The organism is Microbacterium sp. NPDC055665, assembly GCF_053618035.1.
On the sequence record NZ_JBSHGY010000001.1, the window covers coordinates 899,880 to 913,557 of the forward strand.

A 13,678-nucleotide genomic window follows, 5' to 3' on the forward strand; every position below is an offset into this window, starting at 1 on the left:
GCGAGGAGGCGCCCCGTGACGGATACCATCGACCGCCCCGGCAAGGTCATCGCGATCCATCTGAGCTATGCGTCCCGCGCCGATCAGCGCGGCAGGCGCCCCGCTTCCCCCTCCTACTTCTTCAAGCCGGCCAGTTCCGTCGGCTTCTCCGGCGGCACCGTCGAGCGACCGGCCGGCACCGAACTGCTCGCCTTCGAAGGCGAGATCGCGCTCGTGATCGGCACCGCCGCCCGCCGCGTCTCGCTCGACGAGGCCTGGGCTCATGTGGGGTGGGTCACCGCCTCGAACGACCTCGGACTGTACGACCTGCGCGCGAACGACAAGGGCTCCAACGTCCGCTCCAAGGGTGGCGACGGTTACACACCTCTCGGCCCCGACCTGATCGATGCCCGCACGGTCGACCCGGCGGCCCTTCGCGTCCGCGCCTGGGTCAACGGCGAACTCCGTCAGGACGACACCACGGCCGGGCTCATCTTCCCCCTCGCGCAGCTCGTCGCCGACCTGTCCCAGCACTTCACGCTCGAACCGGGCGATGTCATCCTCACGGGCACCCCCGCCGGCTCCTCCGTCATCGTCCCCGGCGATGTCGTCGAGGTCGAGGTGGACGCTCCCGATGCCCCAGGCTCCCCGACATCGGGCCGCCTCGTGACCACCGTGACCCAGGGCGAGGTTCCGTTCGACGGCGACCTCGGTTCGCTCCCCGCGGTCGACGACCTGCAGCGCACCGAGGCCTGGGGCTCGGCCGAGGCCGCCGGGCTCGCGCCCCCTACCGGTGAGGGGTCGCAGAATGCCGCGCGCCCCCCTGCCGACGTGGCGATTCCTGACCCCTCGCGCCTCTCCCCCGAGCTGCGCGCCCAGCTGCTCGAAGCTCCGACGGCCGGACTCTCCGCACAACTCCGCAAGCGCGGACACCACTCCTGCTTCATCGACGGGGTATCGGTGAACATCCCCGGCCGCAAGATCGTCGGCACCGCGAAGACGCTGCGCTTCGTGCCGTTCCGCGAAGACCTCTTCGCCACGCACGGGGGCGGCTACAACGCCCAGAAGCGCGCATTCGACGCGGTGGAAGACGGCGAGATCATCGTCATCGAAGCCCGAGGCGACGCCACGACCGGAACCCTCGGCGACATCCTCGCCCTCCGCGCGAAAACCCGTGGTGCTGCCGGCGTCGTCACCGACGGCGGGGTCCGCGACTTCGACGCGGTCGCCGAGATCGGACTCCCCGTGTTCTCGCAGGGCGCCCACCCCTCGGTGCTCGGCCGCAAGCACGTGCCGTGGGACGTGGATGTCACGATCTCCTGCGGCGGGGCGACCGTGCAGCCGGGCGACATCATCGTCGGCGACAGCGACGGCGTGATCGTGATCCCCCCTGCCCTGGCCGCCGAGGTCGCGGCGAGCGCCGTCGCGCAGGAGATCGAAGACGCCTGGATCGCCGAGCAGGTCGCCGCCGGCCACCCCGTCGACGGCCTGTTCCCGCTCAACGCCGAGTGGCGAGCCCGCTACGAGGAGGCCACAGCCCGCCGGAGCGAACGATGACGGCGACGACCACGACGACGGCGGCCAGCAAGTCCGAGGTCGCGTACGAGTGGATCCGCTCGCGCATCACGGGACACATGTTCAGTCCCGGCTACCGCCTGGTGCTGGGCTCGATCGCCGAAGACCTCAAGATGAGCGTCGTCCCCGTGCGCGAGGCGATCCGCCGCCTCGAGGCCGAGGGCCTCGTGACGTTCGAGCGCAATGTCGGCGCACGGGTGACACTCGTCGACGAGAGCGAGTACGCGCACACGATGCAGACACTCGGCCTGGTCGAGGGCTGCGCCACCGCGCTCTCCGCTCCCCTGCTCGATGAGGCCGCCCTCGACGAAGCCGCCCGCATCAACGAGCGGATGGCGCAGATGCTCGACCACCTCGACGCGCGTGCCTTCACCGAACTCAACCGCCAGTTCCACTCGGTGCTGTTCGAGCCGTGCCCCAACCCGCACCTGCTCGACCTCGTGCACCGTGGCTGGTCGCGGCTCTCCGGCATCCGCGACACGACGTTCGCGTCGATCCCCGGACGCGCCCAGCACTCGGTCGAAGAGCACACCGAGATCCTCGACCTCATCCGTGCGGGCGCCGACCCGCTCGAGATCGAACTCGCCGCCCGCAACCACCGCTGGCGCACGATGGACGCGTTCCTCGACGCTCTGCACACCCGTTCCGCACCGACGACTTCCGCCCAGACCACCGGAGAAGACTCATGACCGATTCGCGCATCCCCGCCGACCTCCCCGACCACATCCAGCACTACATCGACGGCGCGTTCGTCGATTCCGTCGACGGCGACACGTTCGACGTGCTCGACCCGGTCACCAACCAGACCTACACGACGGCCGCCGCCGGTAAGAAGGCCGACATCGAGCTCGCCGTCGCCGCCGCCACGCGCGCGTTCAAAGAGGGCCCCTGGCCTCGGATGCTCCCGCGCGAGCGCTCTCGCGTGCTGCACCGCATCGCCGACATCGTCGAGTCCCGCGACGCCCGCCTCGCCGAGCTCGAGTCCTACGACTCGGGGCTCCCGATCACGCAGGCGCTGGGTCAGGCCCGCCGCGCCGCCGAGAACTTCCGCTTCTTCGCCGACCTGATCGTCGCGCAGTCCGATGATGCCTTCAAGGTGCCGGGCCGCCAGATGAATTACGTCAACCGCAAGCCGATCGGTGTCGCCGGCCTCATCACGCCGTGGAACACGCCGTTCATGCTCGAGTCCTGGAAGCTCGGTCCCGCGCTCGCGACCGGCAACACGGTCGTGCTCAAGCCCGCCGAGTTCACGCCGCTCTCGGCATCCCTCTGGGCCGGAATCTTCGAAGAGGCAGGGCTCCCCCAGGGCGTCTTCAACCTCGTGAACGGCCTCGGCGAAGACGCGGGCGACGCGCTCGTGAAGCACCCCGACGTGCCGCTGATCTCGTTCACGGGCGAGAGCTCGACGGGACAGCTGATCTTCGGCAACGCCGCTCCGTTCCTCAAAGGCCTGTCGATGGAACTCGGCGGCAAGTCGCCCGCGGTCGTCTTCGCCGACGCCGACCTCGAGGCCGCGGTCGACGCTACGATCTTCGGCGTCTTCTCCCTCAACGGCGAGCGCTGCACCGCCGGTTCCCGCATCCTCGTCGAGCGGTCGATCTACGAGGAGTTCGTCGAGCGCTACGCCGCGCAGGCGAAGCGCGTCAAGGTCGGCTACCCGCACGACCCGGCTACCGAGGTCGGTGCGCTCGTGCACCCCGAGCACTACGACAAGGTGATGAGCTACGTCGAGATCGGCAAGACCGAGGGGCGCCTGGTCGCCGGCGGCGGTCGTCCGGAGGGCTTCGAGGAGGGCAACTTCGTCGCGCCGACCGTGTTCGCCGACGTCTCCCCCGACGCCCGGATCTTCCAGGAGGAGATCTTCGGCCCGGTCGTCGCGATCACGCCGTTCGACTCCGACGAGGAGGCGCTGTCGCTGGCGAACAACACGAAGTACGGGCTCGCCGCGTACATCTGGACGAACGACCTCAAGCGCGCGCACAACTTCGCGCAGTCGGTCGAGGCGGGCATGGTGTGGCTGAACAGCAACAACGTGCGCGACCTGCGCACTCCGTTCGGCGGCGTCAAAGCCTCGGGTCTCGGTCATGAGGGCGGGTACCGCTCGATCGACTTCTACACCGACCAGCAGAGCGTGCACATCACGCTAGGCCCCGCCCACAACCCGACCTTCGGCAAGAACTGACCACACTGTCTCGTTCCGGTCGCACTTGCTGTCGCCTCGCCGGCGCGAATGCGACAGAAAGTGCGACCGGAACCTCACGCAAGGACGCTGACATGACACACCGCGAAGACATGACCCTGACCTCCTCCGGCTTCTACGTCTCCCAGGAGGCGCCGATCCGCTCCGAGAACCCCGTGGCGACGCCGAAGAGCACACCGCCGGACATCCTCCGCTGCGCATACATGGAGCTCGTGGTCACCGACCTCGCGGCGTCGCGTCAGTTCTACGTCGATGTCCTGGGTCTGTACGTGACCGAGGAGGACGACGAGGCGATCTACCTGCGCTCGACGGAGGAGTTCATCCACCACAACCTGGTGCTGCGCAAGGGATCCCTCGCCGCGGTCGCCGCGTTCTCGTACCGGGTACGCACGCCCGAAGACCTCGACCGCGCCGTCGAGTTCTACACGGAGCTCGGCTGCGACGTGCGCCGGAACGAGAACGGGTTCGTCAAGGGCATCGGCGACTCCGTCCGCGTGGTCGATCCGCTCGGCTTCCCGTACGAGTACTTCTACGCCACCGAGCACGTCGAACGGATGTCGTGGCGCTACGACCTGCACATCCCGGGCGAGCTGGTGCGCCTCGATCACTTCAACCAGGTCACCCCCGATGTGCCGCGCGCCGTGGGGTTCATGCAGGACCTCGGTTTCCGCGTCACGGAAGACATCCAGGACGAGGAGGGCACGGTCTACGCCGCCTGGATGCGCCGCAAGCCCACCGTGCACGACACCGCCATGACCGGCGGCGACGGCCCCCGCATGCACCACGTGTGCTTCGCCACGCATGAGAAGCACAACATCCTCGCGATCTGCGACAAGCTCGGGGCTCTCCGCCGCTCCGACTCCATCGAGCGCGGTCCCGGCCGTCACGGCGTCTCGAACGCGTTCTACCTCTACCTGCGCGACCCCGACGGCCACCGTGTCGAGGTGTACACGCAGGACTACTACACCGGCGACCCCGACAACCCGGTGGTCACCTGGGACGTGCACGACAACCAGCGCCGCGACTGGTGGGGGAATCCCGTCGTCCCCTCCTGGTACACGGATGCCTCGCTCGTGCTCGACCTCGACGGCAACCCGCAGCCCGTCGTCGCGCGCACCGACTCGAGCGAGATGGCCGTCACCATCGGCGCCGACGGTTTCTCGTACACACGTGCCGATGACGACAAGGACATGCCCGAGTACAAGCAGGGCGAGTACAAGCTCGGCCACCAGCTCTAGGAGGCACGGATGCTGTCAGACGAGACCATCACGCGGATCGCGGCCGAGCTCGCCGAGGCCGACCGCACGCACAGCGTGATCCCGCGCATCACCGCCCGGTACCCGGAGGCGACCGTCGAGGACTCCTACGCGATCCAGGGGGTCTGGCGCGACCAGAACCTCGCCGCGGGTCGCCGGCTCGTCGGGCGCAAGATCGGCCTGACGTCCAAGGCGATGCAGCAGGCCACGGGCATCACCGAACCGGACTACGGCGTGATGTTCGACGACACCGTGTACGAGTCCGGCGCCGAGATCCCGGTCGACCACTTCTCGAACGTGCGCATCGAGGTCGAGCTGGCGTTCGTCCTGAAGCACCCGCTCGAGGGGCCGGACTGCACGCTGGACGACGCCCTCGCGGCGATCGACTACGCGGTCCCTGCCCTCGAGGTGCTCAACTCCCACATCGAGCTCGAGGGGCGGACGATCGTCGACACGATCAGCGACAACGCCGCCTACGGTGCGATGGTGCTCGGCACAGAGCATCGCCGCCCGGACGAGATCGATCTGCGCTGGGTGCCGGGTGTCCTGTCCCGCAACGGCGAGATCGAGGAGACCGGGGTCGCGGCCGGAGTCCTCGGCCACCCGGCGACCGGCGTGGCCTGGCTCGCGAACAAGTTCCATCAGCACGGCGCGCGTCTCGAAGCCGGGGAGATCATCCTGGCAGGATCGTTCACGCGCCCGATGTGGGTGTCGCGTGGCGATGAAGTGCTGTGCGATTACGGACCGATGGGAACAATTGCATGCCGCTTCGTCTAGACCCCTCCTTCCGCGAACAGCTCGCGGACTCCGATCACCCGTTCGTGGGCATGTGGGTGTGCTCCGGCAGCCCGATTCTCGCGGAGGTCGCCGCAGGGTCCGGGCTCGACTGGCTGCTGATCGACATGGAGCACTCGACGAACACGCTCGATTCCGTGCTGCAGCAGCTGCAGGCCGTCGCCGCCTATCCGATCGCCCCACTCGTGCGCGTGCCGTCGAATGACACGGTCGCGATCAAGCAGATCCTCGATCTCGGGGCACAGAATCTGATCGTGCCGATGGTCTCCTCCGCCGACGAGGCCCGCGCCGCCGTCGCCGCCACCCGCTACCCGCCGGAGGGCGTGCGCGGAGTGGGAAGCGCCCTCGCCCGGAGCGCCCGGTGGAACCGCGTCGACCGGTACCTGCAGGAGTCCGCGCAGCACGTCTCGCTGACGGTGCAGATCGAGACGGCCGCAGGGGTCGAGGCCGCAGCCGACATCGCCGCGGTCGACGGCGTGGATGCCGTCTTCGTCGGACCGTCCGACCTCTCCGCATCGATGGGGCTCCTGGGTCAGCAGACCCATCCCGACGTGACGGCGGCCGTCGAGAAGGTTTTCGCGGCGGTCAAGGCCGCCGGCAAGGCCGTCGGCGTGAACGCGTTCGACCCTGTCGCCGCCGACGCCTACCTCGCCGCGGGCGCGGACTTCGTGGCGGTGGGAGCCGACGTCGCCCTGCTCGCCCGAGCGTCCGAGGCATTGGCCGCCCGCTTCATCGCCGCGGACGGGGCGGCGCGCGCGAGCTACTGAACCGTTCGAATCGCGCGAATGGTTCGATCCGGGTCGCCGCACCGACCATCCGCGCGATTCGAGCACCCGGCGCATCCCCGTGAGCTAGCGGATTCATAGCATTTCCGGCGAGACTGTCGGCATGACCTTCGCCGCTCTCCAGCCCCTCGCCGACCGTGCCGCCCTCTTCGTCGCACTCCGACAGGACGCCCTCGCCGCCGCCGCCGATGCTCTCGGCGAGCACCGCTGGGACGCGGACATGGCTGCGGGGACGCTCACCTTCACGGCGAACGACGACCCCTCGCGGCAGCTCGTCACCCGCGCACACCTGATCGCGACGATCGCGCCGGGGCCCCGTTCGCTGCTGTGGGCCTGGGCGCACCCCAGCGGCGACCCGCAGGGCGTGGCCGCTCAGCTGCACGCATACGGCACCGAGCACGGGATCGCAGAGTTGACGACCTCGGAGGTACCGTTCCCCGAGGGAGCCGGCGACGACGAGTGGATCGCGCAGGCAGCTCACACGGTCGGCGGGGTGGCCGTCGAGCTGACCGGACGCTCGCCGTACTACTCAGCCCCCGTCGGCAACGGCACCCGCGCGGTGTTCCTGCTCGACGCGCCGCTCGCACCGCTCACGGTCGCCGACGCGGTCGTCGCCCTCCCCCGGGTGCTCACCGGCGCGGACCTGCCCGACGCGCGCACCGCCGTCTGGGATCTCGCGCGGCTCGCCGGCTGGACGCTCACCTGGACAGATGACGCATTCTCCGGCGCCTCCGTGTCGGACTCCTCCGGTACTGCCACGTTCCGGTTCGATGAGCAGGCCCGCATCAGCGGCATCGAGAGCACGCTGCACGCGCAGAACTGACCGCTCGCGAGGGCCGCTCGACGTGGCCGCGCGAACGTGATCTGTGGGATTCTTGGTCGCATGAAGAACGGAATCGTCCGGTTCGTCGCGCTCTACGTGTTCAACGTCGCAGTGCTGCTCCTGATCGGCCTGCTGCTGCCCGGCGTCTCCGTGGGATGGAACGCGCTGTGGGCCTCGGTGATCCTGACCCTCGCCGCCCTGTTCGTGAAGCCGTTGCTCGCCGGAGCCTTCCGCAGGTCCGCGGCGAAATCGGCCGCCGAGCGCACCAAGACCGGCGAGAAGATCGTCCAGTACGTCCTCGTGTATCTGGTCGAGCTCATCATCTGGGTGCTCACGGTGTGGTTCAGCGGTGTGCGCGCCTCGGGCTTGTGGGCATTCGTGCTGCCGCCGCTGGCGCTGCTGTTCGGCTGGATGATCTACGACCAGATCGACGACCGGATGCGGGCCAAGACCGCGGAGATCTACGACTCCGTGCAGGCGCGGGTGAAGGGCGGGCGCTCGAAGTCCGCACCCGCGACGACCTCCACGACCACCACCGCATCGGAGTCCCCTGAGACACGCGCTGCCCGCGACGAGCTGAGTGACGGTCTCACGCCCGAGCAGCGCCGGATGCTCGACGAACTCGGCTGACCGGCCTCACGCCGCAGTCAGACGACGACGTCGCAGGAATCTCACCGATTCCTGCGACGTCGTGCGTATCTGCGGTGCCCCGAGGGGGCTAGCCGAGACGCTCCGCTGCCTCGACGACGTTCGTCATGAGCAGGGCGACGGTCATCGGACCGACACCTCCGGGGTTCGGTGAGATGTAGCCCGCGACATCCGCGACTCCGGGCGCGACGTCGCCGAACACCAGGCTCTTGCCGGTCTCCGGATCGCTCTCGCGGGTGACGCCCACATCGAGCACAGCGGCACCGGGCTTGACGTCTTCGGCGCGGATCAGGTGCTTCACACCGGCGGCGGCGACGATCACGTCGGCCTCCCGCAGGTACCGCGGCATGTCGACGGTGCCGGTGTGGGTGAGCGTGACCGTGGCGTTGAGGTCGCGGCGGGTGAGCAGCAGCCCGATCGAACGGCCGATCGTCACTCCGCGGCCGACCACCACCACGTGCTTGCCCTTGAGGTCGTAGTCGTTGCGCAGCAGCAGCTCGATCACACCACGAGGTGTGCAGGGCAGCGGCGTGTGGATAGGGGCGTTGACGTTCAGCACGAGCCGGCCGAGGTTGGTCGGGTGCAGGCCGTCGGCATCCTTGGCAGGGTCGATCCGCTCGAGGATGGCATCGGTGTCGAGGTGCTTCGGCAGCGGCAGCTGCACGATGTAGCCGTGGCACGCCGGATCGGCGTTGAGCTCGTCGATCAGTGCTTCGACCTCGGCCTGGGTGGCGTCCGCCGGCAGCTCGCGCTGGATCGAGTTCATCCCGATCGCCTCGGACTGCCGGTGCTTCATCCCCACGTACAGCTGCGATGCCGGGTCGGCGCCCACGAGCACCGTCGCGATGCCGGGCGTGATGCCCCGCTCCTTCAGCGCGGCGACGCGCTCGGTGAGTTCAGCACGGATCGCGGCCGACGCCGCCTTCCCGTCCAGGATCTTCGCCGTCATGTGTTCTTCCTTACCTCGTGCGTCCAAGTCGTGCGTCGTCACATCCCCCGCCGTCGCCGCCGAGTGCACGGCTTCTCGTCGAGTGCACGGCCCGTTCACGTCGATAGGCCCTGCACTCGGCAGCATCCCGTGCACTCGGCGGCATCCGTGCACTCGCGAGTGCGGGGTGCGGGGTGCGGGGTGCGGGGCTACTGCTGCAGGTCCGGGTAGAGCGGGAACGCGGCGGCGAGAGCGTCGACGCGGGCGCGCAGCGACTCCACATCGGCACCGGGGAGCAGCGCGAGGGCGATGATGTCGGCGACCTCGGTGAACTCGGCGTCGCCGAAGCCGCGGGTCGCGAGCGCCGGGGTGCCGACGCGCAGACCCGAAGTGACCATCGGCGGACGCGGGTCGTTCGGGACGGCGTTGCGGTTCACGGTGATGTGGATGTCGTGCAGGAGGTCTTCCGCCTGCTTGCCGTCGATCTCGGCATCGCGCAGGTCCACGAGCACCAGGTGCACGTCGGTGCCGCCGGAGCGCACCGCGATGCCGGCATCCTTCACGTCCTGCTGCGACAGGCGCTCGGCGATGAGCTTCGCACCGCGCAGCACGCGCTCCTGACGCTCCTTGAACTCCGGGGTGCCGGCGAGCTTGAACGCGGTCGCCTTGGCGGCGATCACGTGCATGAGCGGGCCGCCCTGCTGCCCGGGGAAGACCGCGGTGTTGATCTTCTTGGCGAGCTCGGCGTCGTTCGTGAGGATGAAGCCGGAGCGCGGGCCGCCGATCGTCTTGTGCACGGTCGAGGAGACGACGTGCGCGTGGGGAACCGGGTTCGGGTGCAGACCCGCCGCGACCAGACCGGCGAAGTGCGCCATGTCGACCCAGAGGAGTGCGCCGACCTCATCGGCGATCTCGCGGAAGGCCGCGAAGTCCATGGTGCGCGGGTAGGCCGACCAGCCGGCGATGATGACCTTGGGCTTGTGCTCGATCGCGAGGCGACGGACCTCGGCCATGTCGATGGTCGAGGTCTCGGGGTCGACGCCGTACGCGACGATGTCGTAGAGCCGGCCGGAGAAGTTGATCTTCATGCCGTGCGTGAGGTGGCCGCCCTGGTCGAGCGAAAGGCCGAGCAGAGTGTCGCCGGGGCGCGCGATCGCGTGCAGGACAGCGGCGTTCGCCGATGCACCGGAGTGCGGCTGCACGTTCGCGAACTCGGCGCCGAACAGGCTCTTGGCGCGCTCGATCGCGAGGGACTCCGCCACGTCGACCTCTTCGCAGCCACCGTAGTAGCGGCGACCGGGGTAGCCCTCGGCGTACTTGTTCGTGAGCACGGAGCCCTGCGACTGCAGCACCGAGACGGGAACGAAGTTCTCCGAGGCGATCATCTCGAGGAAGGTCTGCTGACGCTTCAGCTCGCGATCGAGGACCTCGGCGATCTCCGGGTCGACCTCGGCGAGCGGGGCGTTGAAGTAACGGTCGGTCATGGTGACATGCTCCTTTGACGACGGATTCGAAAGGGGTGTTCCAATCGGCCCAGGCGCGCGGTCGAATTCCGTGGTCAGTCGCTCCCCGGTGGTAGTCCACCCAGACGCCAGTCGCGACGGTTACGAGCATAGCCGATGCCGGAGGCGGCGGACACGGACGTCTCGACCCCCCGCCGCAGAATCGATTCGACTTCTCCCATTCCACTCGACCGCGCTGACCGGTACGTTTTGTTCATGGTCCTTCCTCATCCTCTTCCGCTCGTGCCCGCGCCCGTGTCCGCCATCGCACGAGAAGGGCGGATGCCGGTCACCGCGACGACGCGCGTGCTCGGCTCCTCCCCCGCCGCCGCCCAGTTGATCGACGCGGTCGAGCGCCGCACAGGCATCCGTCTTTCCGTCGCCGACGAGGCCCCCGCCGAGATCGAGCTGTTCGTCGACCCGAACTCGTCGGCGCCGGAGGGTTACACGCTCGAGATCGGCGATCGTGCGGTCATCGTCGGCGCCGATGAGGCCGGACTGTTCTACGGCGTGCAGACCCTGCTGCAGCTGCTCCGTCAGGACGACTCCGGCTGGGCGCTCCTCGGAGCCGATGTCGCGGACTCTCCGCGCTTCGCCCGACGGGGAGTGATGCTCGACGTGGCTCGGCACTTCTTCGGCGTCGACGACGTCAAGAAGTTCATCGACAGCACGAGCGCGCTCAAGCTCAACCACCTGCACCTGCACCTCAGCGACGACCAGGGGTGGCGCGTGCACATCGACTCCTGGCCAAAGCTCACCGAGCTGTCCGCCGCCACGTCGGCGAACGGCGACCCCGGCGGCTTCTACACGAAGGACGACTACCGCGAGATCGTCGCGTACGCCGCCTCGCGCCACATGATCGTGATCCCCGAGATCGACCTCCCCGGTCACACGCACGCGATCGGCGTCGCCTACCCGGAGCTGGTCGAGAAGCCCGTCATGAACGACAACCTCATCGCGGATTCGGAACGCCTCGGCCAGGCGCTGCCGGTCGCCGGCGAGAGCTACCTGGGCTGGGGGGTCGGGCACTCCAGCGTGCGCATCCACGAAGAGCGCACGTACGACTTCGTGCGCGACGTCGTGCGCGAGCTGGCGGAGATGACCCCGGGTCCGTACATCCACGTCGGCGGCGACGAGTCGCTCGGCACCCCGCAGGCCGATTTCGACCTGTTCGCCGAGCGTGCCACCGCGATCGTCGTCGAGGCCGGCAAGACCCCGGTCGCGTGGCACGAGATGGGATCCGCGGCGAACATCGCCGAGGGAACGGTCGGGCAGTACTGGGGCAAGACGACCCCGGAGGGCACCCATGCCGAAGAGGCCGCGCACTTCGTCGAGCGCGGTGGCGCACTGATCATGTCCGCAGCGGACGTCACCTACCTCGACATGAAGTACACCGAGGACTTCCCCCTCGGACTGACGTGGGCTGCGATCATCGATGTCCGGTCAGCCTACGAGTGGGAGCCGACCGCCGTCCTCGACGTGCCGGATGCCGCCATCCTCGGCGTCGAGGCGCCGCTGTGGTCCGAGACCACGCGCACGTTCGGCGATGTCGAGCAGCTGGTCTTCCCCCGCGCAGCCGCCCAGGCAGAGGTGGCATGGTCACCGCAGCACGGTCCCGAGCGGGTCTGGGAGTCCTTCCGGGTGCGGGTCGGGTCACTCGCACCGCTGTGGAAGGCTGAGGGGGTCGACTTCCACCCCGCAGACGAGATCCCCTGGAGCGAACGTTGAGCACCCACTCCTCCGCGACCGGTTCGCTGGTCATCCATTCGGCCAGGATCATCGATCGCGGCGAGATCACCGAAGACGGCTGGATCCGCATCGAGGACGGCATCGTCACCGCTCGCGGCACCGGCACCGACTGGTCGCCCGCCGCTGCGGTCGTCGATGCGGCGGCGGATGCCAGCCCCGGCGCCCTGCTCACCCCGGGTTTCATCGACATCCACGGGCACGGCGGTGCCGGTGCATCGTTCGACGACGGGGTGGAGGCGATTCGCACCGGGCGTGATCTGCACCGCGCGCACGGCACCACCCGAGCGGTGGTGTCACTCGTGACGGCATCGATCGATGCGCTCGCGCGCAACGTCGCGACGATCGCGGACCTGACCGAGACCGATGCGGACATCCTCGGCTCGCACCTCGAAGGGCCTTTCCTCGACCCCGGTCACCACGGCGCGCACGAGCCCACGCTCCTGCGCCACCCGGTCGCATCCGACGTCGCGCGCCTGCTCGAAGCCGGCCGTGGCACGGTCCGCCAGGTGACGATCGCCCCCGAACTCCCCGGTGGACTTGATGCGATCCGGCAGATCGTGGCCGCCGGATCCGCGGCAGCGGTGGGCCATACCGATGCCGATGCGGCGATGGCCGTGGCCGCGTTCGAGGCCGGTGCGTCGATCCTCACCCATGCGTTCAATGCCATGCCCGGCATCCACCATCGCGCTCCCGGACCGGTGCTCGCCGCCGCCGCCGATCATCGGGTGGTGCTGGAGGCGATCGCCGACGACGTGCACCTGGACCCGCACGTCGTCAAGCTGCTCTTCGACTCCGCCCCCGGCCGAGTGGCTCTCATCACCGACGCCATGGCCGCGGCCGGAAGCGCCGACGGCCACTACGACCTCGGAGCGGTCGGTGTCACGGTCGAGAACGGCGTGGCCCGAGCGGATGACACCGGCTCGATCGCCGGTTCGACCCTCACTCAGGATGTGGCGCTGCGACGCGCAGTGGCCGCGGGCGTGGAGCTCACAGAAGCGGTGCGGGCTCTCACCGCGACGCCGGCGCGGGCGATCGGCCGCTCGGCCGAACTCGGCGGGCTCGCCGTCGGCATGCTCGGAGATGCCGTGCTGCTGGATGCCGAGCTGCGCGTCGCACGAGTGTGGTCGGGACCACGGCTGCTCGCCTAGAGGCGGCAGAGCATCGCGCGACGCGCAACCCTGCGCTCTCCGGTCGTTCCTGTTCAGGGTGGGGGGCCGCCGTTCCCCAGATCGGCGGCCCCGTTTCCCCTCTCAGAGCCGGTGGCCGGGCTCTCCTCCCCCGAGGATCCCGACCGACCGCTGCCTGAATCCCGCCCCCCGGAGGGATTCGTACGGCTGTCTCTATGGGATGAGACGGCATCCCCACCGATTCATTACGCGACTCGTCGAAAATCTTCGAGAAGTTCTTCCGGTCCGAAGACCGACCCACGCGGGGAGAC

The 13,678-nt window shown here is 69.1% G+C and carries 12 protein-coding genes and 1 riboswitch; of the genes, 10 read left to right on the top strand and 2 right to left on the bottom strand.

Annotated elements, in window-relative coordinates; all coding sequences use genetic code 11:
• The first annotated feature begins 15 nt into the window (after positions 1 to 15).
• From ACWGO6_RS04325 to ACWGO6_RS04360, 8 genes are all read left to right on the top strand, one after another.
• Complete coding sequence (locus ACWGO6_RS04325) at positions 16 to 1,536, top strand: fumarylacetoacetate hydrolase family protein (protein WP_452325936.1); 1,521 nt, start codon at positions 16 to 18, stop codon at positions 1,534 to 1,536.
• Complete coding sequence (locus ACWGO6_RS04330; RefSeq protein WP_452325937.1) at positions 1,533 to 2,243, top strand: GntR family transcriptional regulator; 711 nt, start codon at positions 1,533 to 1,535, stop codon at positions 2,241 to 2,243. The genes ACWGO6_RS04325 and ACWGO6_RS04330 overlap by 4 nt, the downstream gene beginning before the upstream one ends.
• Positions 2,240 to 3,736 (top strand): 5-carboxymethyl-2-hydroxymuconate semialdehyde dehydrogenase, encoded by a 1,497-nt coding sequence (gene hpaE, locus ACWGO6_RS04335; protein ID WP_136040512.1) that lies wholly within the window; start codon positions 2,240 to 2,242, stop codon positions 3,734 to 3,736. The genes ACWGO6_RS04330 and hpaE overlap by 4 nt, the downstream gene beginning before the upstream one ends.
• A gap of 92 nt (positions 3,737 to 3,828) precedes the next feature.
• Positions 3,829 to 4,992, top strand: a complete 1,164-nt coding sequence (gene hpaD / locus ACWGO6_RS04340) for a 3,4-dihydroxyphenylacetate 2,3-dioxygenase (protein WP_136040513.1) — start codon at positions 3,829 to 3,831, stop codon at positions 4,990 to 4,992.
• Between the two features lie 9 nt (positions 4,993 to 5,001).
• A complete protein-coding gene (locus tag ACWGO6_RS04345; RefSeq protein ID WP_136040514.1) occupies positions 5,002 to 5,787 on the top strand; it encodes a 2-keto-4-pentenoate hydratase in 786 nt (261 codons plus the stop codon).
• Complete coding sequence (locus tag ACWGO6_RS04350) at positions 5,772 to 6,572, top strand: HpcH/HpaI aldolase family protein (RefSeq protein WP_136040515.1); 801 nt, start codon at positions 5,772 to 5,774, stop codon at positions 6,570 to 6,572. Before ACWGO6_RS04345 ends, ACWGO6_RS04350 begins: the two co-directional genes overlap by 16 nt.
• A 121-nt stretch (positions 6,573 to 6,693) precedes the next feature.
• On the top strand, positions 6,694 to 7,413 hold the full coding sequence (locus tag ACWGO6_RS04355; protein ID WP_452325938.1) for a DUF6882 domain-containing protein: 720 nt from the start codon (positions 6,694 to 6,696) through the stop codon (positions 7,411 to 7,413).
• A 60-nt stretch (positions 7,414 to 7,473) separates the two neighbouring features.
• Positions 7,474 to 8,043, top strand: a complete 570-nt coding sequence (locus ACWGO6_RS04360; protein ID WP_452325939.1) for a hypothetical protein — start codon at positions 7,474 to 7,476, stop codon at positions 8,041 to 8,043.
• A gap of 88 nt (positions 8,044 to 8,131) precedes the next feature.
• On the opposite strand, the gene ACWGO6_RS04365 is transcribed toward ACWGO6_RS04360, so the two are convergent.
• Together ACWGO6_RS04365 and glyA are read right to left on the bottom strand one after the other, a co-directional pair.
• Complete coding sequence (locus ACWGO6_RS04365; RefSeq protein WP_136040518.1) at positions 8,132 to 9,010, bottom strand: bifunctional methylenetetrahydrofolate dehydrogenase/methenyltetrahydrofolate cyclohydrolase; 879 nt, start codon at positions 9,008 to 9,010, stop codon at positions 8,132 to 8,134.
• Positions 9,011 to 9,198: 188 nt separating this feature from the next.
• The gene (glyA, locus tag ACWGO6_RS04370) at positions 9,199 to 10,473 is read right to left on the bottom strand and encodes a serine hydroxymethyltransferase (protein WP_136040519.1); all 1,275 of its coding nucleotides are present in this window, start codon (positions 10,471 to 10,473) and stop codon (positions 9,199 to 9,201) included.
• Positions 10,474 to 10,513: 40 nt separating this feature from the next.
• Positions 10,514 to 10,598, bottom strand: a riboswitch (ZMP/ZTP riboswitch).
• Positions 10,599 to 10,707: 109 nt separating this feature from the next.
• Here glyA and ACWGO6_RS04375 point away from each other — a divergent pair.
• Positions 10,708 to 12,219 (top strand): family 20 glycosylhydrolase, encoded by a 1,512-nt coding sequence (locus ACWGO6_RS04375; protein ID WP_452325940.1) that lies wholly within the window; start codon positions 10,708 to 10,710, stop codon positions 12,217 to 12,219.
• Positions 12,216 to 13,388 (top strand): N-acetylglucosamine-6-phosphate deacetylase, encoded by a 1,173-nt coding sequence (locus ACWGO6_RS04380; protein WP_452325941.1) that lies wholly within the window; start codon positions 12,216 to 12,218, stop codon positions 13,386 to 13,388. Before ACWGO6_RS04375 ends, ACWGO6_RS04380 begins: the two co-directional genes overlap by 4 nt.
• Positions 13,389 to 13,678 lie beyond the last annotated feature (290 nt).

Bases quoted from the DNA above. Each gene is read 5' to 3' on its own strand.
- ACWGO6_RS04330 (WP_452325937.1), top strand. From the start codon at position 1,533: ATGACGGCGACGACCACGACGACGGCGGCCAGCAAGTCCGAGGTCGCG.
- hpaE (WP_136040512.1), top strand. From the start codon at position 2,240: ATGACCGATTCGCGCATCCCCGCCGACCTCCCCGACCACATCCAGCAC.
- hpaD (WP_136040513.1), top strand. From the start codon at position 3,829: ATGACACACCGCGAAGACATGACCCTGACCTCCTCCGGCTTCTACGTC.
- ACWGO6_RS04345 (WP_136040514.1), top strand. From the start codon at position 5,002: ATGCTGTCAGACGAGACCATCACGCGGATCGCGGCCGAGCTCGCCGAG.
- ACWGO6_RS04350 (WP_136040515.1), top strand. From the start codon at position 5,772: ATGCCGCTTCGTCTAGACCCCTCCTTCCGCGAACAGCTCGCGGACTCC.
- ACWGO6_RS04355 (WP_452325938.1), top strand. From the start codon at position 6,694: ATGACCTTCGCCGCTCTCCAGCCCCTCGCCGACCGTGCCGCCCTCTTC.
- ACWGO6_RS04360 (WP_452325939.1), top strand. From the start codon at position 7,474: ATGAAGAACGGAATCGTCCGGTTCGTCGCGCTCTACGTGTTCAACGTC.
- ACWGO6_RS04365 (WP_136040518.1), bottom strand. From the start codon at position 9,010: ATGACGGCGAAGATCCTGGACGGGAAGGCGGCGTCGGCCGCGATCCGT.
- glyA (WP_136040519.1), bottom strand. From the start codon at position 10,473: ATGACCGACCGTTACTTCAACGCCCCGCTCGCCGAGGTCGACCCGGAG.
- ACWGO6_RS04375 (WP_452325940.1), top strand. From the start codon at position 10,708: ATGGTCCTTCCTCATCCTCTTCCGCTCGTGCCCGCGCCCGTGTCCGCC.